A 23235-nucleotide genomic window follows, 5' to 3' on the forward strand; every position below is an offset into this window, starting at 1 on the left:
ACGCAGTGCTGTCCGGGGCCGGAGCCCGTCCGGTGGCTCAGCCGATCTCGATGAGCAGATCGCCTGCCTCGACCTGCTGGACCCGGCCGATCGCCAGGCGTCGCACGACCCCGGCGGACTGGGCGGTGATCGACGCCTCCATCTTCATCGCCTCGATGGTGGCGACGGTCTGACCGGCCGACACCGAGGCGCCCTCCTCCACCTGGAGGGTGACGACCCCGGCGAACGGCGCGGCGACATGGCCCTCGTTGCCGCGATCCGCCTTCTCGGCGGCCTTGACCTCGGTGGCTACGGCCTTGTCCCGCACCGACACCGGTCGCAACTGTCCGTTGAGCGTGGCCAGTACGCTGCGGAAACCGCGTTCGTCGGCCTCCGAGATGGCCTCCAGCTCGATCAGCAGCGTGACACCGGGGTCGAGCGTGACCGTGTGCTCGGTCTCCGTCTCAAGGCCGTACAGGAAGTCCCGGGTCGGCAGGACGGAGGTGTCGCCGTACGCCTCGCGGTGGGCCTCGAACTCCTTGGTCGGGCCGGGGAAGAGCAGCCGGTTCAGCGTCGCGCGCGGCGACTGCTGCAGACCTTCGCGGTCCTCGTCCGAGAGATGCGGGGCCTCGGCCTTCTCCGGGCGGCCCTGCAGCGCGCGGGTGCGGAACGGCTCGGGCCAGCCGCCCGGCGGGTCGCCCAGCTCACCGCGCAGAAAGCCGATCACGGAGTCCGGTACGTCGAACTTGCCGGGGTCGGACTCGAAGTCCGCCGCCTCGACGCCCGCGCCCACCAGATGCAGCGCCAGGTCGCCGACCACCTTGGACGACGGCGTCACCTTCACCAGCCGGCCCAGCATCCGGTCGGCCGCGGCGTAGCAGTCCTCGATGAGTTCGAAGCGGTCGCCCAGGCCCAGCGCGATGGCCTGCTGGCGCAGGTTGGACAGCTGCCCGCCGGGGATCTCGTGGTGGTAGATCCGGCCGGTCGGCGAGGCCAGCCCGGACTCGAACGGGGCGTAGACCTTCCGGGTCGCCTCCCAGTACGGCTCCAGGTCGCCGACGGCCTGCAGTGAGAGGCCCGTCGCGCGGTCGGTGTGGTCGGTGGCGGCGACCAGCGCGGACAGCGAGGGCTGGCTGGTCGTACCGGACATGGAGGCGACTGCCGCGTCCACCGCGTCGACTCCCGCGTCGATGGCGGCGATCAGCGTGGCCAGCTGCCCGCCGGGGGTGTCGTGGGTGTGCAGGTGGACCGGCAGGTCGAACCGCTCGCGCAAGGCGGTGACCAGGGTGCGCGCGGCCGGCGGACGCAGCAGCCCGGCCATGTCCTTGATGGCGAGGACGTGGGCGCCCGCGTCCACGATCTGCTCGGCGAGACGCAGGTAGTAGTCCAGCGTGTACAGGCTCTCGCCGGGGTCGGAGAGGTCGGCGGTGTAGCAGAGCGCCACCTCGGCGACCGAGGTGCCCGTCGCGCGCACGGCGTCGATCGCCGGGCGCATCTGGGACACGTCGTTGAGGGCGTCGAAGATCCGGAAGATGTCCATTCCGGCGTTGGCCGCCTCGGCGACGAAGGCCTCGGTGACCTCGGTCGGGTAGGGCGTGTAGCCGACCGTGTTGCGGCCGCGCAGCAGCATCTGGGTGCAGATGTTGGGCACGGCCTCCCGGATCTTCACGAGCCGCTCCCACGGGTCCTCGGCCAGGAAGCGCAGTGCCACGTCGTAGGTGGCGCCGCCCCAGCACTCGAGGCTCAGCAGCTCGGGGGCGGTCCGGGCGACGTGCGGTGCGACGGCGAGCAGGTCGCGCGTCCGTACCCGGGTGGCGAGCAGCGACTGATGGGCGTCGCGGAACGTCGTGTCGGTGACGGCGACGGCGGACCGGGCGCGCAGCTCGGCGGCGAAGGCCTCCGGCCCGAGGGCAGCCAGTCGCTGCCGCGACCCGGCCGGCGGCGTCCCCGTCGGAAGGACAGGCAGCTTGTCCGCCGGGTCGATCACGGCGGGGCGGGGCCCGTAGGGGCGGTTGACGGTGGTCTCGGCGAGATAGCCCAGCATGCGGCTGCCGCGGTCGGCCGACGGACGGGCCCGGATCAGCTCCGGGTGCTCCTCGATGAAACTCGTCGTGATGTGTCCGGCCCGGAAGTCCGGCTGGTCCAGCACGGCGCCCAGGAAGGGCAGGTTGGTCGCCACGCCGCGGATGCGGAACTCCGCGATGGCCCGGCGGGCCCGTCGGGCCGCGTTGGTGAAGTCGTGCCCGTGGCAGGTGAGCTTGACCAGCATGGAGTCGAAGTGGGCGGACACCTCCGCGCCGGTGTGGACGGTGCCGCCGTCCAGCCGGACTCCGGGACCGCCGGGGGAGCGGTAGGCGGAGATGGTGCCGGTGTCCGGCCGGAAGCCGTTGGCCGGGTCCTCCGTCGTGATGCGGCACTGCATCGCGGTGCCGTTGAGCGTGATGTCGTCCTGGGAGAGGTTCAGTTCGGGCAGCGTCATGCCTGCGGCGATCCGGAGCTGCGCGATCACCAGGTCGCGGCCGGTGACCTGTTCGGTCACGGTGTGCTCGACCTGGATGCGCGGGTTCATCTCGATGAAGACGTGGTTGCCGCGTTCGTCGACGAGGAACTCGACGGTGCCCGCGTTCACGTAACCGATGTGGCGCGCGAAGGCGACGGCGTCGGCGCAGATCCGGTCCCGCAGGGCCGGGTCGAGGTTCGGGGCCGGCGCGATCTCGACGACCTTCTGGTGGCGGCGCTGCAACGAGCAGTCCCGCTCGTAGAGATGCACCACATTGCCGTCGGCGTCGGCGAGGATCTGCACCTCGATATGGCGGGGGTTGATCACCGCCTGCTCCAGGAAGACGGTCGCGTCACCGAACGAGGACCGGGCCTCGCGCATCGCCGCGTCGATGGCCTCGCGCAGCTCTGCCGGCTCGGCGACCCGGCGCATGCCGCGGCCGCCGCCGCCCGCGACGGCCTTGACGAAGACCGGGAAGCCGATGTCACCGGAGGCGGCGACGAGTGCGTCCACGTCCTCCGAGGGGGCGGAGGACTTCAGCACCGGTACGCCGGCCTCGTGGGCGGCGGCGACGGCACGGGACTTGTTCCCGGTCAGGTTGAGCACCGCCGCCGGCGGTCCGACGAAGGTGATGCCGGCCTCGGTGCACGCGGCGGCCAGGTCCGGGTTCTCCGACAGGAAGCCGTAGCCCGGGTAGATCGCGTCGGCGCCCGCCTTCCGGGCGGCCTCGATGACCTCGTCGACCGAGAGATAGGCCCGCACGGGATGTCCGGGCTCCCCGATCCGGTAGGCCTCGTCGGCCTTGGCCCGGTGCAGGGAGTTGCGGTCCTCGTGGGGAAACACGGCCACCGTGGAGATTCCGAGCTCGAACGCCGCGCGAAACGCGCGGATCGCGATCTCCCCACGGTTGGCGACCAATACCTTGTCGAACATCAAACTCCCCAGTCGTGTCACGAGCGCGTGGCGTCAGGACGGGCGATGTCGCACGGATACGCCGGCCGGCGTCCCGCGGTCACTCGGCGGTGGCGAAGTGCTCCGTGGTTTCTCGGGTCCGAAGCGTTCGACACCGTACCGGAGACCTACCCAGAGATCGCGGACACACGAGATGGCCTGCGTCACGTACCGCGCACCCGTGTTTTTCCGGTTCATGGCGGTTCGTCGGCCGCCCGTCGGCCTTCCGTCGGCGAAAAACAGCACGTGCGCATGTCTTCACTGGACTCGGGGGGCGCTGTTACATTCCGGAAAACAAGAATTCATTTCAGTCTGCGGCTGGAGGCTCCCATGACGGCTGTCCATGATGCTCCCCACGTACATGTGCCGGGTCGCGAGCTGCCACCGTCGATGGTCGAGCGGGTAACGCTGATCATGGACGTCTTCGAGAGCCGGGCAGTCCGGCTGTCCCTGGAGGAAGTCGCCCGGTCCACGCATCTGCCCAGGTCGACGGCGCACCGGATCCTCGACCAGCTGGTGCGGCTGCGCTGGCTCGAACACACCGGCCACGGCTACGGGCTCGGGCGCCGCGCCCTCGGCTTCGGCGGCGGGGACGGCGCGCACGGCAGGATCCGTGAGGCTGCCGCAGCCCGGCTGCACCACCTGCAGATACAGACCGGCCTCGTCGTCCATCTGGCCGTGCTGGACGGGGCCGAGGTGCACTACCTGGACAAGGTGGGCGGCCGGTTCGCCGCAGCCGTCCCCTCCCGCGTCGGCGGCCGGGCCCCCGCCCATTCGACCGCGCTCGGCAAGGCCATGCTGGCGTGGCTCGAACCGGAGGACGTCGAGGCCAGGGCGGCCGGTGCCATCGGCCGGCTGACCCAGCACACCATCTCCGACCTGGGCACCCTGCACCAGGAACTCAACCGCATCCGGCGCCGCCACGGCCTCGCCTTCGAACGCGGCGAGTGCTTCCCGGACATCGCCTGTGTCGCCGCAGCGGTCCGCGGCCCCGAGGGGCCGGCCGCAGCGATCTCCCTCGCGGGAGACGCCGGCTCCCCGCTGGAGAAGGTGGCGCCGCTGGTGGTGGACGCGGCCCGGCAGGTGTCGAGCGACCTGTTCCCCGAGCGGGACACGGCGGTCAGGCCGGTGCGCCGGCCCGCGGCCGTACCGGAGGAGACATGGTCCCCGCAGGCCATGGACCGTCTGCTCGCCGCGGGGCAGTACGGCGACTGGCAGTAGAGAAGGGCGCGGCGCACCGGCCGCCGGGCGTACGACGGAGCCCCGTTGCGCTTCGCGTCTCAGCGGCCACCCGGCAGCCTCTCAGCCCCAGTGGTCGCCCCAGCCCCAGGGCCCGGGCGCCGCCGCCGGGCTCCCGACGCCGAAGCCGCCGCGGAAGAAGAGCATCGGCCGGCCGTCGGTGACGGTCTCCAGGGCGAGGACCCGGCCCACCACCACGTCGTGGTCGCCCGCACCGTGCACGTCGTATACGTCCGCGTGCACCCGGGCCAGCACGCCGGGCAGTGACGGCGTCCCCCAACGGGAGACCTCCCAGTCCAGCCCCTCGAACTTGCGGCCCCTGCCCGACCCGAACCGGCCGCAGAGATCCGTCTGTTCCTCCGCCAGGATGTTCACGGCGAACCGCCCCGACTCCCGGATCCTCGGCCAGGTGCGTCCCCTGTGGTCCGCGCAGAACAGGACCAGGGCCGGTTCGAGCGAGACCGAGGCGAACGACTGACAGGCGAAACCGGCCGGAACGCCGTCCTGGCCGGTGCCCGTCACCACCGTGACCCCGGAGGCGAAGTCCCCCATGGTGCGCCGCATCCGCAGGGCGGTCGGCTCCGTCTCCTCGCATGTCTCCGGCGCGGACAGGGACTCTGCGGTCATGGGGTGCACCTCTGGGGGACGGGTCGGTGGTCTGTCCGGGACCGGGCAGGGGGCTGAAGCTAGGGCACCCGCCCGGAGCGCCGGGAAGGTGTTCCCGATCAGTGGAACGACGCCGGTCACGGGCCGCCGGAAGCCCCCGGCAGCCCCGGGAACGCGGACATCCCGCTGACCGAGACGTCCGCCGCGCGGTCCCGCGCACCGTGGTTACCGTCCAGGAACCGTTTACACGGCACTCATGGACCACCCACGGCCGGCGAGCGTCCGGGCCCGTCGGGACATCAGGTCCACCGCATACCGAGGCCAACCGAGGCAGGGATGATGACGGAGCTGAGCCACGACTCCACATTGCGCGAACTCGCCACTGATCAGGGTGTGTTGCGCTACCACGAGGCCGGAGACGGGCCGCCCCTGCTCCTGTTGCACGGATCCGGCCCCGGGGTCACGGGCTGGCGCAACTACCGGCACAACCTGGGCGCGTTCGCCGAGCACTTCCGCTGCCTCGTCCTGGAGTTCCCCGGATTCGGGGTCAGCGACCCGGCCGGCGGCCACCCCATGGTGACGGCGGCCTCGTCCGTGACCCGCTTCCTGGACGGGCTCGGGCTGGACCGGGTCGACATCATCGGCAACTCGATGGGCGGCATCGTCGGCACCCGGTTCGCCCTCGCCGCCCCCGACCGGGTGCGCCGCCTGGTGACGATCGGCGGCATCGGCCGGAACCTGTACAGCCCCGGGCCCGGCGAAGGCATCAGGCTGCTCACCGAGTTCACCGACTCCCCGTCCCGCGAGCGACTGGTCCGCTGGCTGAACTCCATGGTGTACGACCGGTCCCTGGTGACCGAGGAGCTCATCGAGGAGCGGTGGGCCCAGGCCACCGACCCGGAGACTCTCGCCGCCGCCCGCCGGATGTACGGCAGCGAGGCGTTCGCGGCCGGTGCCGCCGCCGCTGCCGCGTCCGACGAGGCCCCGTACTGGGCCCTGCTTCACCGTCTCCGGGCGAAGACCCTGCTCACCTGGGGCCGTGACGACCGGGTCAGTCCTGTCGACATGTCGATCCTGCCGATGCGTACCATTCCGGACGCGGAGCTGCACGTGTTTCCCGACTGCGGGCACTGGGTGATGATCGAACAGAAGGCCGCCTGGGAGAGTGCCGTTCTCGCCTTCCTCACCCGCAAGGACGCGGCGTGAGCGCCGAGGCCCGGGGCGCCTGGGACGAGGAGTTCGACTTCGTCGTGGTCGGCAGTGGCGGAGGCGGCATGGCCGCCGCGCTGACCGCCGCGGACAGCGGTCTGACCACCGTCGTGGTCGAGAAGGGCCAGAAGTACGGCGGCTCGACCGGCATCTCCGGCGGCGGCATCTGGATCCCCAACAACCCCACCCTGCGGGCCAAGGGCCATGACGACAGCCCCGCCTCCATCCGCCAGTACCTCGACCGGCTCACCGGCAGCCGGGTGCCGGGGGCGCGTCTCGACGCGTTCGTCGGGCAGGGGCCGGCCGCGATGGAACTGCTCGGCAGGAGCCGCTGGATGCGGTTCTTCTGGGTCAAGGGCTACGCCGACTACCACCCCGAGTACGAGGGCGGCCGCCCGCTCGGCCGCTCCATCGAGGCGCTGCCCTTCGACACCCGCAAGCTCGGGGAGGACGAGAAGCACCAGCGCCCCAACAGCCTCAAGGGCCCCCTCGGTCTGTGGATCACCGCCAAGGACTACCGGGACCTCGCCATGGTCAAGCGGACCTGGCGCGGACGCCGGGCCTCCCTGACCGCCGCCTGGCGGGTGTCGTCCAACATGATCCGCCGCCGCCACATGGCGACCGGCGGCCGGGCGCTGGTCGCGCGGCTGCGCATGGCTCTCAAGGACGCCGGCATCCCCCTGTGGCTCAGGAGCCCGATGACCGAACTCGTCACCGACCCGAGCGGCAAGGTCCTCGGCATCGTCGTCGAGCGTGACGGGAAGGCCGTGCGTGTCGGCGCCCGGCACGGTGTCCTCCTGGCCACCGGCGGGTTCGACCACAACCGTGAGATGCGCGAGAAGTACCTGCCGGAGGGCGGCCGGGACATCCACACCGCCGGAGTCGCCGAGAACGTCGGCGACGGCATCACCGCCGGTGAGGCCCTCGGCGCGGCCCTCGACTTCATGGACGACGCCTGGTGGATGCCGTCCGTGCACCATCCGGCCGGCGCGACGATCCCACTGGTCTCCGAACGGTGCATCCCCCCGTCGGTGATCGTCTCCGGCAACGGCCGGCGCTTCACCAACGAGTCTTCGCCCTACGTCAACTTCGTCCACGACCAGCTCGAAGGCGGGCACACGCCGGCATGGTTCGTGATGGACTCCAAGGCCCGCGCCCGCTACCCCTTCGCCCAGATACTGCCCGGCATGCCGTTCCCGAAGGCGTTCTACGAGAACGGCACCGTGCACCGCGCCGACAGCATCACGGAGCTGGCCCGCAGGATCGGCGTACCCGAGGACGAGCTCGCCGGCACCGTCGAACGGTTCAACGGCTTCGCCAGGTCCGGCAAGGACCCCGAATTCGGGCGTGGCGACAGCGCCTACGACCGCTACTACGGCGACCCGACGCTGAAGAACCCCAACCTCGACGAGCTCGACAAGGCCCCGTACTACGCGGTCCGGATCGAGGTCGGCGACCTCGGTACCAAGGGCGGCCTCGTCTGCGACGAGCACAGCCAGGTGCTGCGCGAGGACGGCTCCGCCATCGCCGGTCTGTACGCCACCGGCAACACCTCCGCATCCGTGATGGGCAACGAGTACGCGGGACCGGGCGCCACCATCGGCCCGTCCATCGTGTTCGGCTACATCGCGGCCAGGCACGCGGCCGCCGCCCGCGCGACGCGGTCCCGGCAGACGGGCACCACCGGAGGCCCGTCGTGAGACCCGCTCCGCTGACCGTGCGCGTCGTCGAGGTCATCCGCGAGACCGCCGACGCGCACTCGCTGGTGCTGGAGCCCACCGAGGGGCAGCAGGACAGTTTCGGCTACGCACCGGGCCAGTTCCTCACCGTCAGAGTGCCGACCGAGCGCCCCGGCGGGGCCGCCCGGTGCTACTCGCTGTGCAGTTCCCCGGTGCGCGACCGGCATCTGAAGGTCACGGTCAAGCGCACCGAGGGAGGCTATGCCTCGAACTGGATCTGCGACCACGTCACCGAGGGCGACACACTGGAGGTGCTGCGGCCCGCGGGCACCTTCACCCCCAGCTCGCTCGAAGGCGACTTCCTGCTGCTCGCCGCCGGCAGCGGAATCACCCCGGTGATGTCGGTCCTGACGTCCGTCCTGCACGCGGGCAGCGGCACGGTCACCCTCGTCTACGCCAACCGCGACGAGCGGTCCGTGATCTTCCGGGACGAACTGACCGCACTGGCACAGGAGTACGGCGACCGCCTCGTCGTTCTGCACTGGCTGGAGTCCGTCCAGGGCCGGCCCACCGCGGCCGGGCTGCGGGCGCTGGCGGGTCCGTACACAGGGCGCCCTGCCTTCGTCTGCGGGCCCGGGCCCTTCATGGATCTGGCCACCGGTGTGCTCGGCGGCCTCGGCGTGCCGCCGCACCTGATCACGGTGGAGCGGTTCACCTCGCTGTCCGGCGACCCCTTCGCCGAGCGCGAGCCGGCCCCGGAGCAGGACGCCTCCACACCCGTCAGCACGGCCGAGGTCGAACTGGACGGGACGCACCGCACCGTCGACTGGCCGCGGAACACACCCCTGCTGGACGTACTGCTCGCCGCCGGACTGGACGCCCCCTACTCCTGTCGCGAGGGCAGCTGCAGCGCCTGTGCCTGTGTCCTTCTCAAGGGGGAGGTGGCCATGGAACGCAACGAGGTGCTCGACGCGCAGGACCTCGCCGACGGGCTGATCCTCGCCTGCCAGGCCCGCCCGGTCAGCGACCGGCTGCACATCACCTACGACGGCTGACCACCGCACCCCCGACCGCTCCCCGTACCCACTCGACCCGGATGAGGTTCGAACCGTGACCAAGGCGACCGCCGCGATCGTCGGATCCGGCAACATCGGCACCGACCTGATGTACAAACTCCTGCGCTCCCAGTCCATCGAGCCGCGCTGGATGATCGGCATCGACGCCGAGAGCCCCGGCCTCAAGCGCGCCGCGGACCACGGCCTGCACACGAGCGCCGACGGCGTCGACGCCCTGCTCTCCCGCAAGGAGCGGCCCGACCTCGTCTTCGAGGCCACGTCCGCGTACGTCCACCGGGCCAACGCCCCCAAGTACGCCGAACTGGGCATCCGGGCCATCGACCTGACGCCGGCCGCGATCGGCCCGGCCGTCGTGCCCGCAGTCAACCTCGGTGACCACCTGGACGCGCCGAACGTCTCCCTCATCACCTGTGGCGGACAGGCCACCATCCCGATCGTGCACGCCGTCTCCCGGGTCACCGAGGTCGCCTACGCGGAGATCGTCGCGAGCGTCGCCTCACCGTCCGCCGGGCCCGGCACCCGCGCCAACATCGACGAGTTCACGCTCACCACCGGCCGGGGCATCGAGACGATCGGCGGTGCAGCCCGGGGCAAGGCCATCATCATCCTCAACCCGGCCGAGCCGCCGATGCTGATGCAGGACACCGTCTTCTGCGCCGTCCCCGCCGACGTCGACCGGGACGCCGTCGTCGCCTCGGTCCACGAGACCGTCGCCGCCGTCGCAGCGTACGTGCCCGGCTACCGGCTGCGCACCGAGCCGCAGTTCGACGAACCGACCACGGTCAGCGGCGGGTTCGCCCGGGTCGCGGTGTTCATCGAGGTGGAGGGCGCGGGCGACTTCCTGCCGCCGTACTCCGGGAACCTCGACATCATGACCGCCGCCGCCACCCGGGTCGGCGAGGGCTTCGCCCAGCGGATCACCGCCCGTCGCGCCGGCGCCTGATCCCCGCTCACCGAGGAGTACACGAGCCATGCCCTACAGCCCCGAGCTGGACATCCGCGTCACCGACTCGTCCCTGCGGGACGGTTCGCACGCAAAGCAGCACCAGTTCACCGTCGACCACGTCACGTCGATCGTCGCCGCCCTCGACGCCGCGGGTGTGCCCGTCATCGAGGTCACCCACGGAGACGGCCTCGGCGGGTCCTCCTTCAACTACGGCTTCAGCCACACCCCCGAGCAGGAGCTCATCAAGGCCGCGGTGAAGACCGCGCGACACGCGAAGATCGCGTTCCTGATGCTGCCCGGCCTCGGCCTCCAGGACGACATCCGCGAGGCCGCCGACAACGGTGCCTCGATCTGCCGGATCGCCACGCACTGCACCGAGGCCGACATCTCCGTCCAGCACTTCGGCCTCGCCCGCGAACTGGGCCTGGAGACCGTCGGTTTCCTGATGATGTCGCACAGCAGCCCGCCCGAGGCCCTGGCGCGGCAGGCCCGCATCATGGCCGACGCCGGCTGCCAGTGCGTCTATGTGGTCGACTCGGCGGGCGCCCTCGTCATGGAGGAGACCGGCGACCGCATCGCCGCCCTCGTCGCCGAACTCGGCGACGACGCCCAGGTCGGTTTCCACGGCCACGAGAACCTGGGTCTCGGCGTCGCCAACTCGGTGCTCGCGGTGCGTGCCGGGGCCACCCAGATCGACGGATCGACCCGCCGGTTCGGAGCGGGCGCGGGCAACACACCCGTCGAGGGCTTCGCCGCTGTCGCCGAGAAGCTCGGCATCCGTACCGGCATCGACGTACTGAAGATCATCGACGCGGCCGAGGACGTGGTCCGGCCCGTCATGGACGGTGAGTGCCTGCTCGACCGGCTCTCCCTGACGATGGGATACGCGGGCGTCTACTCCAGCTTCCTGAAGCACGCCGCCCGCCAGGCCGCCACGTACCGGGTGTCCGGCGCGGAGATCCTCATGGAGGCCGGCCGCCGCAAGCTCGTCGGCGGCCAGGAGGACCAGCTCATCGAGATCGCGGTCGCCCTCGCGGCGAAGAACGGTGCCACGGCCGCCGCCCAGAACTCCCCCGGAAAGTGAGAACTGCCATGTCCAATCCGGTACTCGACGCCGTCGAGGCGCGGGCCGACGAGATCCGCGCCCTGGGTCCCGCCAACGAGGCGCTCGGCAGGCTCGACGACCAGGCGGCGAAGATCCTTCGGGACGTCGGGGCGATCCGCATGCTTCAGCCGAAGACCCACGGCGGCCTCGAACTGCATCCGCGCGAGTTCGCCGAGACCGTCATGAGGATCGCCTCCCTCGACGGGGCCACGGGCTGGGTCGCCGGCGTCGTCGGTGTCCACCCGTGGGAGATGGCGATGGCCGATCCGCGGGTCCAGGAGGAGATCTGGGGCGAGGACCCCGACACCTGGATCGCCTCGCCCTACGCGCCGATGGGCCTGCTCAGGCCGGTCGACGGCGGCTATGTCTTCAACGGCCGCTGGCAGTTCTCCTCCGGTACCGACCACTGCCGGTGGATCTTCCTCGGCGGCTTCCTCGCCGACGGCGACGGGAACAGGACCAGCCCCCCGCAGTCCGTGCACGTCATCCTGCCCCGCGCCGACTACGAGATCGTCGACGACTCGTGGGACGTGGTCGGACTGCGCGGCACCGGCAGCAAGGACGTCATCGTCAAGGACGCCTTCGTTCCGGCCTACCGGGTCATCGAGTACGCCAAGGTGGTGGACGGCTCCCTGGCCGCCGAGTCCGGGCTGGCCAACCCCGCCTACCGGCTGCCGTTCTCGGCCGCGTTCCCGCTCGGCATCACCGCCGCCGTGATCGGGATCTGCGAGGGCGCCCTCGCCCACCACCTCGACTACCAGCGCAGCCGGGTGCAGATCACCGGTCAGGCGGTGAAGGACGATCCGTACGTCCTCTACGCCATCAGCGACGCAGCGGCCGAGATCGCGGCATCCCGCGCGGCGCTGCTGGACAACATCTGCCGGCTCCACGACGCCGTCGAGGCCGGACAGGAGATCAGTTTCGAGCGACGGGCCGTGGGCCGGCGCACCCAGGCGGCGGCCGCCTGGCGCGCGGTCCGAGCAGTCGACGAGATCGTCGCCCGCTCCGGAGGCAACGCGATGCGGCTGGACAACCCGATCCAGCGCTTCTGGCGCGACGCGCACACCGGCCTCGCGCACGCCATCCATGTGCCGGGCTCGGTCTTCCACGCCTCGGCCCTGACCGAGATCGGCATCGAGCCGCCGCACGGCCCGATGCGCTCCATGATCTAGAGCGCCCGGCCCGCCGCCTTCTCCCTCACATCAGCCGGCTCAGAGAGGAACACCCATGACACAGATCCGCGGACTCGGATACCTCCGGGTCCAGACCCGTGACATCGCCCGCTGGCGTGAACTCGCCGTGGACGCCCTCGGATTCGCCGAGGGGACGGGGCCGGACCCCGACGGTCTGTACCTGCGTATGGACGAGCGGCGCTCCCGGCTCGTCGTCCTGCCGGGCGACAGCGACCGGGTGCTGTCGATCGGCTGGGAGGTGCGGGACCAGTTCGCCCTCGCCGCCGTCGGCCGCGCCGTCGAGGCCTCCGGAACGGCGGTGAAGCCGCTCGGCCGGGAGGAGGCGGACAACCGGGGCGTGGAGCAGGGCATCGTCTTCGAGGACCCGGCCGGCGTGCCTGTCGAGGTGTTCTTCGCTCCGATCCTCGACCACAGCCCGGTGCTGACCGGGCTCGGCCAGCGATTCGTCACGGACGGCCAGGGGATGGGACACGTCGTCCTGCCCACCACCAGCCCGGACGACACGGTCGCCTTCTACACGGAGGTGCTCGGCTTCCTGCCCCGCGGCTCCATTCGGCTCGGCGGCGGGAAGCCGTCCGACGGCCCGGCCCGCCGGGTGCGCTTCATGGGGGTCAACGAGCGCCACCACAGCCTCGCCGTCTGCCCCGCCCCGCACGGCGAGGAGCCCGGACTCGTCCATCTCATGGTGGAGGTGGACACCCTGGACGCGGTGGGCCGTGCCCTCGACAACGTGACCCGGCAAGGATTCTCCCTCTCCTCCACGCTGGGCCGGCACACCAACGACAAGATGGTCTCGTTCTACGTCCGGGCGCCGGGCGGCTGGGACATCGAGTACGGCTGCGAAGGGATGCGCGTCGACGAGACGCACTACACGGCCGAAGAGATCACCGCCGACAGCTACTGGGGCCACGACTGGTCCGGATCCGAGCCGCTGGCCGCCTTCGTCCCGCCCGGGCCGGCCGCATGAGCACCACCCGGCAGGTGACACCCGTCCCCGCCAGGACCGTCGGCCACTACGACGGGGAGGCCGACGTGCTGGTCGTCGGCTTCGGATGCGCGGGTGCCGCCGCCGCGTACGAGGCGGCGGTGGCGGGTGCCGACGTCCTCGTACTGGAGAGGGCCGGGGGGCCCGGCGGGTCCTCCGCCCTGTCGGGTGGCGAGCTGTATCTCGGCGGTGGTACGCCGGTGCAGCGGGCGTGCGGCTTCGAGGACAGCGCGGACGACATGTTCGCCTATCTCGTTGCCGCGCTCGGGCCACATGCTGACGAGGAGAAGCTGCGGCTGTACTGCGAGGGCAGTGCCGGCCACTTCCAGTGGTTCGTGGACCGGGGGCTGACCTTCGAGTCGACCCTGTGGGACGCGCCGACCTGGATGCCGACCACCAAGGACGGGCTGATGTGGCTGGGCGAGAACGCCTGGCCGTACAACGAGATCGCCCGGCCCGCACCGCGCGGGCACCGCTGTGCGACCGACGGCTTCGGCGGCTGGCTGGTGATGGAGAAGCTCGTCGGCGCGGCCCGGGAGGCAGGCGCCGCCGTGCACGCCGACACCCTGGCCACCGCGCTGATCGTGGACGACGACGGCCGGGTCGTCGGGGTCACCGCACGCCGGCACGGCCAGGACCTCGCGTTCCGGTCCCGCAAGGGGGTCGTGCTGACCACCGGCGGGTTCGCCGACAACGAGGAGATGCTCGCCGACCACGCCCCGCACCTCATCGGCCACGACAAGGTCAGCGACGGTCTGGACGACGGCAGCGGCATCCGGATGGCCGCCGCGCTGGGCGCCGCCACCCGGCGGATGGGTGTGGTCGAGCTGGCCCTGACCGCGCTGCCCGCGATGGTCACCCGGGGCATGCTGGTCAACGCCCACGGCCGGCGCTTCATCAACGAGGACGTCTACCCCGGCCTGTTCAGCGTGGCGGCTGTGCTGACGCAGCCCGCCCCCTACTGGGTGATCATCGACGAGGAGGGGTACGAGGCGATTCCGGAGGCCGAGCGCTGGGGCGTGGTGCCGCGGTTCGTCACGGAGACCCTGGCGGAGCTGGAGAGCGAACTCGGGATGCCCGAGGGCGCCCTGGAGTCCACCGTCGGCACGTACAACACACACGCGGCGGGCGGACAGGACCCGTACTTCCACAAGGATCCTCGCTGGCTGCGGCCGCTGACGGGGCCGTTCGCCGCGGTCGACCCGCGGGCCGGCTTCCACCGGGGCGGCCGCCCCGCCGCGGGCGCCGGAACGGGCGCTGCGGGGTTCACCCTGGGCGGGCTGCACACCACCGTGGACGGTGCGGTGCTCGACGTGTCCGGCCACCCGGTTCCCGGGCTGTTCGCCGCGGGGCGGGCCGCCTCCGGCATCCACGGCGAGGGGTACGTCAGCGGTACCTCGCTCGGTGACGGGACGTTCTTCGGGCGGCGCGCGGGAGTGGCCGCGGCGGGCGGCGCCTGAGCCCGGGCACGAAGGAGGCCGGGTACGCGTACCCGGCCTCCTTCGACGTGCTTCAGAGGGGTCGGCCGCCGGGCGCCGGCCCGTCCGCGTGGTCGCCCACGAGCTCGACCGTGCCCCGCACCGCGGCCTCACGGATCGTCTCCCGCAGCGATCCGCAGCCCTCGAAGGCCGCGCCGGACCCGTCGGCCCGGTCGCGCTCCGCGCAGAGGGCCATCGCCCGGCGGTCCCACTGGACACTCGTCTGCTGCCAGCTGCTCTTGCGTACGAGCACCCGCGCTGCGCACCGGTCGCACGCCAGGGGCCGCATGGGTGCGCTGTCTGTGAGCCGGTTGTCGGCCCGCATCAGACCGGCCTGCCCTCGGCGGCGGCAGCCTTGCGGGCGAGGTTGGCGTCGACCTCCTTCTGCCACGCCTCGACGGGCCGCGTGGTGTCCAGCTCGAACTCGAAGCGGTCGGTCATCTCCGGCTTCACATCGGCCACATCCACGTAGAACTGCTCGTACCAGCGCCGCAGTTGATAGACCGGGCCGTCCTCCTCGCAGAGCAGGGGGTTGTCGATCCGTGCCTTGCTCTGCCAGATCTCGACATCCTGCTCGAAGCCGAGCTTGATGAACTGGGCCATTCCCGCGGCGAGATCGTCGGCCTGGCTTCCCTCCATCGACGGCGAGCGCTTCACGACGATGCCGTACTGCAGCACGAACCGGTTGGCGTCGACCGGGTAGTGACAGTTGATCAGAACTACCTGCTGGTCGCCGGCTTCGAACTGGTACGTCAGGTCGTCGATCATGAACGACGGGCCGTGGTACGCGGCGATCGAGTTGCTGCCGGTGGTCCTGGGCTTGTCGCCCTGTTCCTGGGGGCGGGCGTCGGGGCGGCCGGTCGCCTGCATGTGCTGGGTGGCGGTGTGGCCCTCGAAGACGTTCTTGAAGAACGTGGGGAACGAGTAGTGGACGTAGAAGAAGTGGGCCATGTCCACGACGTTGTCGACGACTTCGCGGCAGTTGGCGTCGATGGTCGTCTCGTACCAGAGCCAGTCGGTCCACTCGTCGCTCGTGGCGCCCTCGATCCGGGGGACGGTCACGTCCGCGGGCGGGGGATTGCCCTCCGGGTCGTTCCAGACGAAGAGCATGCCGTCCTGGTCCAGCGTAGGCCAGGATGCCGTGCGGGCGCGTAGCGGCACCCGCCTGGAGTACGGGATCTGCTTGCAGCGGCCGTCACCGCCCCAGCGCCAGTCGTGGAACGGACAGGCGACCTCGTCGCCCTTGACGCTGCCCTGTGAGAGGTCCCCGCCCATGTGCCGGCAGTAGGCGTCCAGCACGCTGAGTGTGCCGTTCCCGGCCTGGAAGACCACGAGCTTCTGGCCGAACGCCTGCACCGAATGGGGCTTGCCGTCCTTGTACTTCTCCGCGAGGCCCAGGCAGTGCCAGCCGCGCGCGAAGCGTGTGGGTGCCGCTGCGGCTTCGATGGCCCTGACGTCGTCGGGTGCTGACTCGACTGCGCTCACGTTCTCTCATCCCCTTAAGGACGCATGGTTTCCAGGTTCCCGGACGGTAGGCCCGGAGGCAGGCGCCCGGCCGGGGGAGTCCCACTGACCGGAACCGGCCCCCGGAGGCCCGTCGAGGGCCGGTCCCGGTCGGTGGGACTGAGGTTTCGCGGTGCGGTCGGCCGTGCGTACGGTCGCCGGTTCGTCCACCGGAAGACATGGCGAAGGAGCCCTTGATGAATCGATTCGACGGCGTGAAGGTCCTGCTCACCGGGGCGGGCTCGGGCATCGGGCGGGCCACGGCGCTGCGCCTGGTGTCCGAGGGGGCGGCCGTGTTCGGCGTCGACCTGTCGCACGACGGCCTGGCGGAGACCGCGGCGGCGGCCGGGCCGGGGCGGATCGTGACCCACGTCGCCGACGTCTCGGACGAGGATGCGGTGGTCGGATGCGTACGGGCCGCCGCCGAGGGCCTCGGTGGCATCGACGTCCTGGTCAACGTCGCGGGGATCCACCGGACGACGCCGATCGACCGGCTGACGGTGGCCGACATGGAGCGGCTCTTCGCGGTCAACACGGTGGGGACGGCTCTGTTCTGCCGGGAGGCGCTGCGCCATCTTCCGGACGGCTCCGGGGTCATCGTCAACGTGGCGTCGTCGGCGGCGGCACACGGGAACCCGTACATGAGCGCGTACGCCGCGTCCAAGGGGGCGGTCCTCGGCTTCACGCTGTCCCTGGCCGCCGAGGTCGCGCACCGGGGCATCCGGGTCGTGCCCGTGTCGCCCGGTTCTGTCGCCACGCCCCTGGTCGGGCCGCACGTGCTGCCGCCGGACCTCGACGCCTCATACTACGCGCGGATCCGCGCCCCGTTCGGCGCCGCGCGGCCCGAGCAGATCGCCGGGGTGATCGCCTTCGCGGCGTCGCGGGACGCGGGCTACCTCACCGGAGCCGAGCTGCGGGCCGACGGCGGGTCCCACATCTGACGTCCGGGGTGCGTGAGGCCACTGAGCGGGACTGACCCTTGATTGTTTCGAGAACGAATTCTAGTTTTGGTCTCTCAGTGTCCCGGACCCCCGGGCCCCTCACACCTTTGGGAGAGCCATGACCGAGGCCGTCATCGTCGAAGCCGCGCGGACACCGGTCGGCCGGCGCCGCGGTGTGCTGTCCGGACTCCACCCGGCAGAGCTTCTCGGGCTCGCCCAGAAGGGCCTGCTGGAGCGGGCCGGCCTTGCCCCCGACACCGTGGAGCAGGTCATCGGAGGGTGTGTCACCCAGGCCGGCGAGCAGTCCAACAACGTCACGCGCAACGCCTGGCTGTACGCCGGACTGCCGTACACCACCGCCTGTACCTCGATCGACTGCGCCTGCGGCTCGTCGCAGCAGGCCGTGCACCTCGTCGCGGGCCTGATCGCCTCCGGCGCCATCGAGACCGGCATCGGCTGCGGCGTCGAGTCCATGAGCCGCGTCTTCCTCGGCGCCGCGCTCACTCCCGGCAACGGCTCCCCGGCGCCGGAGGGCTGGGAGCTGGACATGCCCGACCAGTTCACCGCCGCCGAACGCATCGCCCGCAACCGGGGCATCACCCGGGCCGACGCGGACGCCCTCGGCCTCGCCTCCCAGCAGAAGGCGGCCCGCGCCTGGGCCGAGGGACGCTTCGACGGCCAGATCGTCGACGTCGTGGCCCCCGTCATCGGCCCCGAGGGGCCCACCGGCGAGACTGCTCTCGTCTGCCGTGACCAGGGCCTGCGCGACACCACCCCCGAGGCGCTGGCCACCCTGCGGCCCGTACTCCCCGACGGCATCCACACCGCGGGGAACTCCTCCCAGATCAGCGACGGCGCCGCCGCCGTCCTGCTCATGAGCCGGGAGCGCGCCGCCCGCGAAGGGCTGCGCCCCCGCGCCCGGATCGTGGCCTCCACCATGGTCGGCTCCGACCCGTACTACCACCTCGACGGACCCGTCGCCGCGACCGAACGGGTCCTGCGTACCGCAGGGATGACCCTCGGCGACATCGACCTCGTCGAGATCAACGAGGCCTTCGCCTCCGTGGTCCTGTCCTGGGCGCAGGTCCACAAGGCGGACATGGACAAGGTCAACGTCAACGGCGGCGCCATCGCGCTCGGTCACGCCGTCGGCTCCACCGGTGCCCGGCTCATCACCCAGGCGCTGTACGAACTGGAGCGCACGGGCAAGTCCACCGCGCTGATCACCATGTGTGCCGGCGGAGCGCACGCGACCGCCACCGTCATCGAACGCATCTGAGGGGCGCGCCATGACCATCGGACTCACCCGGGAACACCTGGACCTGCGCGACGCCGTCCGCGCCTTCGCGACACGGCACATCACCGATGACACCCTCCGTGCGGCGGCCGACGCCGACAAGGAGACCCTCCCCGCCCACTGGAGCGGCCTCGCCGGACAGGGCCTGCTCGGGCTGCACCTGCCGGAGGAGGACGGCGGAGCCGGGTACGGACTCGTCGAACTCGCCGTCGTCACCGAGGAGCTGGGACGGGCCACGGCCCCGGGCCCGTTCCTGCCGACGACCCTCGCCTCGGCCGTCCTGCACGCCGCCGGACACCGGACCTGTCTCTCCCCGCTCGCCGCCGGCACCACCCTCGGGGCGGTGGGGCTCGCCCCCGGAACCCTCGCCCTGGCCCGCGCCGCTGACGGCACGGTCACGGTCACCGGCACCTCGGAACTCGTGATCGGCGGACACCTCGCCGACGTGTTCGTGCTGCCCGCCTCCGACGGCGGCCGGATCACCTGGCTGGTGCTGCCCCGCGCCGCCGTGGACACCACCGACGTCCGCAGCCACGACCTGACCCGGCGCTCGTCCCGGGTGACCGTGCGGTCGGTGCCGGTCCCCGCCACCGATCTGCTGGACCTCGACCCGCGCACGCCCCTGGACCTCGCCGCGACGCTGTTCGCCGCCGAGGCCGCCGGGCTCGCCGACCGCTGCGTGACGACCGCCGCGCAATACGCCCGGGTGCGGGAGCAGTTCGGCCGCCGCATCGGCCAGTTCCAGGGCGTCAAGCACCGCTGCGCACGCATGCTCGCCCAGGCCGAACAGGCCCGCGCCTGCGCCTGGGACGCCGCCCGCGCGCACGACGTCGTGGACCGGACGGAGGCGTCCCTGGCCGCCGCGGTCGCCGGAGCGGTCGGCGTCGACGCCGCGTTCTCCGTCGCCAAGGACTGTATCCAGGTGCTCGGCGGCATCGGCTTCACCTGGGAGCACGACGCGCACCTCGCACTGCGCCGTGCCCAGACCCTGCGGATCGCCCTCGGCCCGGCCGCGGCCTGGCGCCGCCGCGTCGCCCGCCTCACCCTGGACGGCGCCCGCCGCACCCTGAGCGTCGAGCTGCCGGCCGAGGCCGAAGCCGTACGCACGGACATCGGCGCCGAACTGCGGGCAGCCGCCGCCCTGGACGGCAAGGACCGCCTCACTCACCTCGCCGACCACGGCTACACCGCACCGCACCTGCCGGCCCCCTGGGGCAAGGGCGCAGGCCCGGTGGACCAGCTCGTCATCGCCCAGGAGCTCGAGGCCGCGGACCTCACCCCCGTCGACATGATCATCGGCGGCTGGGTCGTCCCCACGCTCATAGCCCACGGCGACCCCGCCCAGCAGGAGCGCTTCCTCGCGCCGAGCCTGCGCGGCGACATCCGCTGGTGCCAGCTGTTCAGCGAACCGGGCGCGGGCTCCGACCTCGCCGGGCTCACCACGCGCGCCGAGAAGGTGGACGGCGGCTGGCGCATCACCGGGCAGAAGGTGTGGACGTCCATGGCCCGCGATGCCCACTGGGGCGTCCTGCTCGCCCGCACGGATGCCGACGCGCCCAAGCACAAGGGCATCTCCTACTTCCTCCTCGACATGGCGAGCCCCGGGATCGACATCCGGCCGCTGCGGCAGATCACCGGGGACGCCGAGTTCAACGAGGTCTTCCTCGACGAGGTCTTCGTCCCCGACGCCCTGCTCGTCGGGGCGCCGGGCGCCGGCTGGAAGCTCGCCCGGACCACGCTCGCCAACGAACGCGTCGCCCTCTCACACGACTCGATCGGCTCCGGCGCCGAGGCCCTGCTGGAGATCGCCGCCGCATCGGACGGCCTCGACGACGAACAGCTCACCACGCTCGGCGGCCACCTCTGCGACGCCCAGACCGGCGGCGTCCTCGCCCTGCGCACCACCCTGCGCAGCGTCTCCGGACAGCAGCCCGGCGCCGAGGCGTCCGTCGCCAAACTGCTCGGCGTCGAACACCAGCAGCGGGTCTGGGAGACCTGCATGGACTGGCAGGGCTCCGCAGCCCTCACCGGCGAGGGTGAACGCCTCGACGCCACCTGGCAGTTCCTCAACGCCCGCTGCCTGTCCATCGCGGGCGGTACGACGGAGGTCCAGCTGAACATCATCGGCGAGCGCATGCTCGGCCTGCCCCGTGATCCCCAGCCCACCGAGAAAGGCTGACCATGCCCATCGACCGCGACAAGGCGCTGACCGCGGATCCATCGGTCCAAGAGATCCACTGGACCACCCGCGACGTGCTTCTCTACCACCTCAGCCTGGGCGCGGGAGCCGACGCGGCCACCGGGCCCGAGCTGCACCTGACCTACGAGAACGCCCTCGGCGTGCTGCCCACCTTCGCCATGGTGGCCGGCTCCGGAATCTCGGCGGGTGAGGCGGCCCCGCCGGGCTTCCATCTGCCCGGCATCGACATCGACCTGCGGGCTGTCCTCCACGCCGGCCAGGGCCTCCAGATCCACCGTCCCCTGCCGGCATCGGGCACCGCCACGCTCAGCTCACGTGTCGCGGAGGTCTGGGACAAGGGCAAGGCCGCCCTCATCGTCCTGGAGTCCGCGGCCACGGACGCCGACGGCGAACCGCTGTGGACCTCCACCACCCGCATCTGGGCCCGCGGCGAGGGCGGCTTCGGCGGAGAGCCGGGTCCGGGGGAGGAGTGGGTGGCACCGGACCGTCCCGCCGACACTGTGCTCACGTCCGCCACCACCCCCCAGCAGGCCCTGTGGTACCGGCTCAACGGCGACCTCAACCCGCTGCACGCCGACCCGGCCTTCGCGCGGGCGGCCGGCTTCGACCGGCCGATCCTGCACGGGCTCGCCTCCTACGGGCTGGTCTGCAAGGCGCTCGTCGACGGCCTGCTCGACGGCGACGTCACCCGGCTCACCGGACTCACCGTGCGCTTCGCCGGACCGCTCGTCCCCGGCGAGTCGCTCGCCACCTCCGTATGGCGCCAGGAGGCGGCCGCCGACGGTACGGAGCAGCTCGTGCTGCACGCCGCCTGTCCCGAGCGCGACGGTGCGCCCGTGCTCACCCACGCCACGGCGACGGTGACGGCATGAGCAGCCCCTGCGACGAGAACACCGCACCGGCCACCGGCCCCCGCTTGAGCGCGGAAGCGAACAAGGACGGGGTCGACGCGGCCGTCGCCGCCGCCCGCCGGGTGGTCACGGCCCTGCTGCGCGCGGGCGACGCAACCGGCGCCGACATGGAGGAGATCGCCGCCCGACTCGACGCCGTCGCGGACGGGCTGGCCGAAAAGGCGCTCCCCACGCAACAACGTCTCGTCGAGATGTGGCAGGGCGAGGGCGTCACCCGGTACGACCCCGTCACCGGCCCGCAGAACGCCCTGGCACCGCCCCTGCACCTTCACGGCAAGGACGACGGTTCCATCGAAGGCGTCGTCACGCTCGACCTGCCCTACCAGGGCCCGCCCGGCCATGTGCACGGCGGGATATCGGCGCTGCTCCTCGACCACACGCTGGGTGTGGCCAACCACTGGGGCGGCCCCTCCGGCATGACCGCGGAGCTGACTCTGCGCTATCTGCGGCCCACCCCGCTGTTCGAGCCGCTGACGGTCACCGGACGCCAGATCTCGGTGGACGGTTCGCGGATCCGCACGGTCGGCGAGATCCGGGTCGGCGGACGCGTCTGTGTCACCGCCGAGGGCCTGTTCATCAACAAGCAACTACCCAGGCCGAGTTGACGGAGGGCGGAGTGATGGGCCACCTGGAAGGCAAGGTCGCGGTCATCACCGGTGCGGGCCAGGGCGTAGGTCAGGGCATCGCACTGGCCCTCGCGTCCGACGGGGTCTCGGTGGCCGCCGTCGGGCGGACCGCGGCGAAGCTGGAAACGACCTGTGAGCTGCTGCGCGAACGGGGAGTGGAAGCCGAGCCGTTCGTCCTCGACGTCCTCGACACCGACCGGATCCCCTCCGTGGTGGAGGACGTCGCCGAGCGCTTCGGCTCCATCGACATCCTGGTCAACAACGCCTACTCCGGATGCTACGGACCGCTCCTCTCGCTGAGCGACGAGGAGTTCCAACGGGGCTTCAACAGCGCCCCGTTCGCGGCGTTCGCCTTCATGAAGGCCGCGCACCCGTACCTGAGGCGCGACGGCGGCGGCTCCGTCATCAACCTGGTCACGTCCGCCATGGTCCGCTGGGACCTGAGTACGTACGGGGCGTACGCGGCGGCCAAGTCCGCGCTGCGCTCCCTGACCAGGACCGCCGCCAACGAATGGGGCCGCGACGGCATCCGGGTCAACACGATCGCCCCGCACGCCGTCTCGCCGGCCTACGCGGGCTGGCAGGCCGCCCACCCGGAGGAGGCCGCCGCATTCTGCGCGTCCATCCCGCTCGGGTACGTGGGCGACTGCGAGCAGGACATCGGGCGGGCCGTGGCCATGCTGTGCGGGCCGGACGCCCGCTACCTGACGGGCGCGACGGTGCCCCTCGACGGCGGCCAGGCCAACTTCGGCTGACACGGCCTGCCGGTGGGCCCCTCCCGGTCAGCGGGACGGTCCGGTCCGGGCCGTCC

Annotated in this window: 19 protein-coding genes; 15 read left to right on the forward strand and 4 right to left on the reverse strand. The window is 71.8% G+C overall.

The genetic code is table 11. The features are described from left to right. Window positions 1-37 precede the first annotated feature (37 nt). Window positions 38-3412 (reverse strand): pyruvate carboxylase, encoded by a 3375-nt coding sequence (locus ACFVW8_RS21375; RefSeq protein ID WP_389692259.1) that lies wholly within the window; start codon window positions 3410-3412, stop codon window positions 38-40. 348 nt (window positions 3413-3760) lie between these two features. Between ACFVW8_RS21375 and ACFVW8_RS21380 the strand changes: the two genes are divergently transcribed. Further along, entirely contained in the window at window positions 3761-4651 is an 891-nt protein-coding gene (locus tag ACFVW8_RS21380; protein WP_389692261.1) for an IclR family transcriptional regulator, read from the forward strand. An 81-nt stretch (window positions 4652-4732) separates the two neighbouring features. Here ACFVW8_RS21380 and ACFVW8_RS21385 read toward each other — a convergent pair whose 3' ends face one another. Continuing rightward, window positions 4733-5296 (reverse strand): flavin reductase family protein, encoded by a 564-nt coding sequence (locus ACFVW8_RS21385; RefSeq protein WP_389692263.1) that lies wholly within the window; start codon window positions 5294-5296, stop codon window positions 4733-4735. 318 nt (window positions 5297-5614) lie between these two features. Between ACFVW8_RS21385 and ACFVW8_RS21390 the strand changes: the two genes are divergently transcribed. The 8 genes from ACFVW8_RS21390 to ACFVW8_RS21425 all read left to right on the forward strand — a co-directional run bounded on the left by ACFVW8_RS21390 (window position 5615) and on the right by ACFVW8_RS21425 (window position 14928). Continuing rightward, complete coding sequence (locus ACFVW8_RS21390) at window positions 5615-6481, forward strand: alpha/beta fold hydrolase (protein ID WP_389692265.1); 867 nt, start codon at window positions 5615-5617, stop codon at window positions 6479-6481. Beyond that, window positions 6478-8184 (forward strand): FAD-binding protein, encoded by a 1707-nt coding sequence (locus ACFVW8_RS21395; RefSeq protein WP_389692267.1) that lies wholly within the window; start codon window positions 6478-6480, stop codon window positions 8182-8184. The genes ACFVW8_RS21390 and ACFVW8_RS21395 overlap by 4 nt, the downstream gene beginning before the upstream one ends. Then, window positions 8181-9218, forward strand: a complete 1038-nt coding sequence (locus ACFVW8_RS21400; protein ID WP_389692269.1) for a 2Fe-2S iron-sulfur cluster-binding protein — start codon at window positions 8181-8183, stop codon at window positions 9216-9218. The genes ACFVW8_RS21395 and ACFVW8_RS21400 overlap by 4 nt, the downstream gene beginning before the upstream one ends. Before the next feature lie 109 nt (window positions 9219-9327). Next, window positions 9328-10182 carry an acetaldehyde dehydrogenase (acetylating) gene (locus ACFVW8_RS21405; protein WP_389692324.1) on the forward strand — a complete coding sequence of 285 codons (855 nt, stop codon included), beginning with the start codon at window positions 9328-9330 and terminating at the stop codon, window positions 10180-10182. Between the two features lie 28 nt (window positions 10183-10210). After that, entirely contained in the window at window positions 10211-11269 is a 1059-nt protein-coding gene (gene dmpG / locus ACFVW8_RS21410; protein ID WP_389692271.1) for a 4-hydroxy-2-oxovalerate aldolase, read from the forward strand. A gap of 8 nt (window positions 11270-11277) precedes the next feature. Continuing rightward, window positions 11278-12462 (forward strand): acyl-CoA dehydrogenase family protein, encoded by a 1185-nt coding sequence (locus ACFVW8_RS21415; protein ID WP_389692273.1) that lies wholly within the window; start codon window positions 11278-11280, stop codon window positions 12460-12462. Window positions 12463-12517: 55 nt separating this feature from the next. Further along, a complete protein-coding gene (locus tag ACFVW8_RS21420) occupies window positions 12518-13450 on the forward strand; it encodes a VOC family protein (protein ID WP_389692275.1) in 933 nt (310 codons plus the stop codon). Beyond that, entirely contained in the window at window positions 13447-14928 is a 1482-nt protein-coding gene (locus ACFVW8_RS21425) for an FAD-dependent oxidoreductase (protein WP_389692277.1), read from the forward strand. The genes ACFVW8_RS21420 and ACFVW8_RS21425 overlap by 4 nt, the downstream gene beginning before the upstream one ends. Window positions 14929-14980: 52 nt before the next feature. Here the strand turns inward: ACFVW8_RS21425 and ACFVW8_RS21430 are convergent, their stop codons facing one another. Continuing rightward, window positions 14981-15235 carry a ferredoxin gene (locus tag ACFVW8_RS21430; protein ID WP_389692279.1) on the reverse strand — a complete coding sequence of 85 codons (255 nt, stop codon included), beginning with the start codon at window positions 15233-15235 and terminating at the stop codon, window positions 14981-14983. Window positions 15236-15270: 35 nt separating this feature from the next. Then, entirely contained in the window at window positions 15271-16431 is a 1161-nt protein-coding gene (locus ACFVW8_RS21435) for a Rieske 2Fe-2S domain-containing protein (RefSeq protein WP_389692281.1), read from the reverse strand. 215 nt (window positions 16432-16646) lie between these two features. Here ACFVW8_RS21435 and ACFVW8_RS21440 point away from each other — a divergent pair, with 215 nt between their 5' ends. From ACFVW8_RS21440 to ACFVW8_RS21465, 6 genes are all read left to right on the forward strand, one after another. Further along, a complete protein-coding gene (locus ACFVW8_RS21440) occupies window positions 16647-17390 on the forward strand; it encodes an SDR family NAD(P)-dependent oxidoreductase (protein ID WP_389692283.1) in 744 nt (247 codons plus the stop codon). 118 nt (window positions 17391-17508) lie between these two features. Then, window positions 17509-18669 carry a steroid 3-ketoacyl-CoA thiolase gene (locus ACFVW8_RS21445; RefSeq protein ID WP_389692285.1) on the forward strand — a complete coding sequence of 387 codons (1161 nt, stop codon included), beginning with the start codon at window positions 17509-17511 and terminating at the stop codon, window positions 18667-18669. A gap of 10 nt (window positions 18670-18679) precedes the next feature. Continuing rightward, window positions 18680-20866, forward strand: a complete 2187-nt coding sequence (locus ACFVW8_RS21450) for an acyl-CoA dehydrogenase (protein WP_389692287.1) — start codon at window positions 18680-18682, stop codon at window positions 20864-20866. A gap of 2 nt (window positions 20867-20868) precedes the next feature. After that, the gene (locus tag ACFVW8_RS21455) at window positions 20869-21759 is read left to right on the forward strand and encodes a MaoC/PaaZ C-terminal domain-containing protein (protein WP_389692289.1); all 891 of its coding nucleotides are present in this window, start codon (window positions 20869-20871) and stop codon (window positions 21757-21759) included. After that, window positions 21756-22403: a PaaI family thioesterase gene (locus ACFVW8_RS21460; RefSeq protein ID WP_389692291.1), complete on the forward strand. Its 648-nt coding sequence runs from the start codon at window positions 21756-21758 to the stop codon at window positions 22401-22403. Before ACFVW8_RS21455 ends, ACFVW8_RS21460 begins: the two co-directional genes overlap by 4 nt. A 14-nt stretch (window positions 22404-22417) precedes the next feature. Further along, on the forward strand, window positions 22418-23179 hold the full coding sequence (locus ACFVW8_RS21465; protein WP_389692293.1) for an SDR family NAD(P)-dependent oxidoreductase: 762 nt from the start codon (window positions 22418-22420) through the stop codon (window positions 23177-23179). The last annotated feature ends 56 nt before the right edge of the window (window positions 23180-23235 follow it).

It is taken from the genome of Streptomyces sp. NPDC058221, assembly GCF_042882365.1.
Lineage (GTDB): Bacteria > Actinomycetota > Actinomycetes > Streptomycetales > Streptomycetaceae > Streptomyces.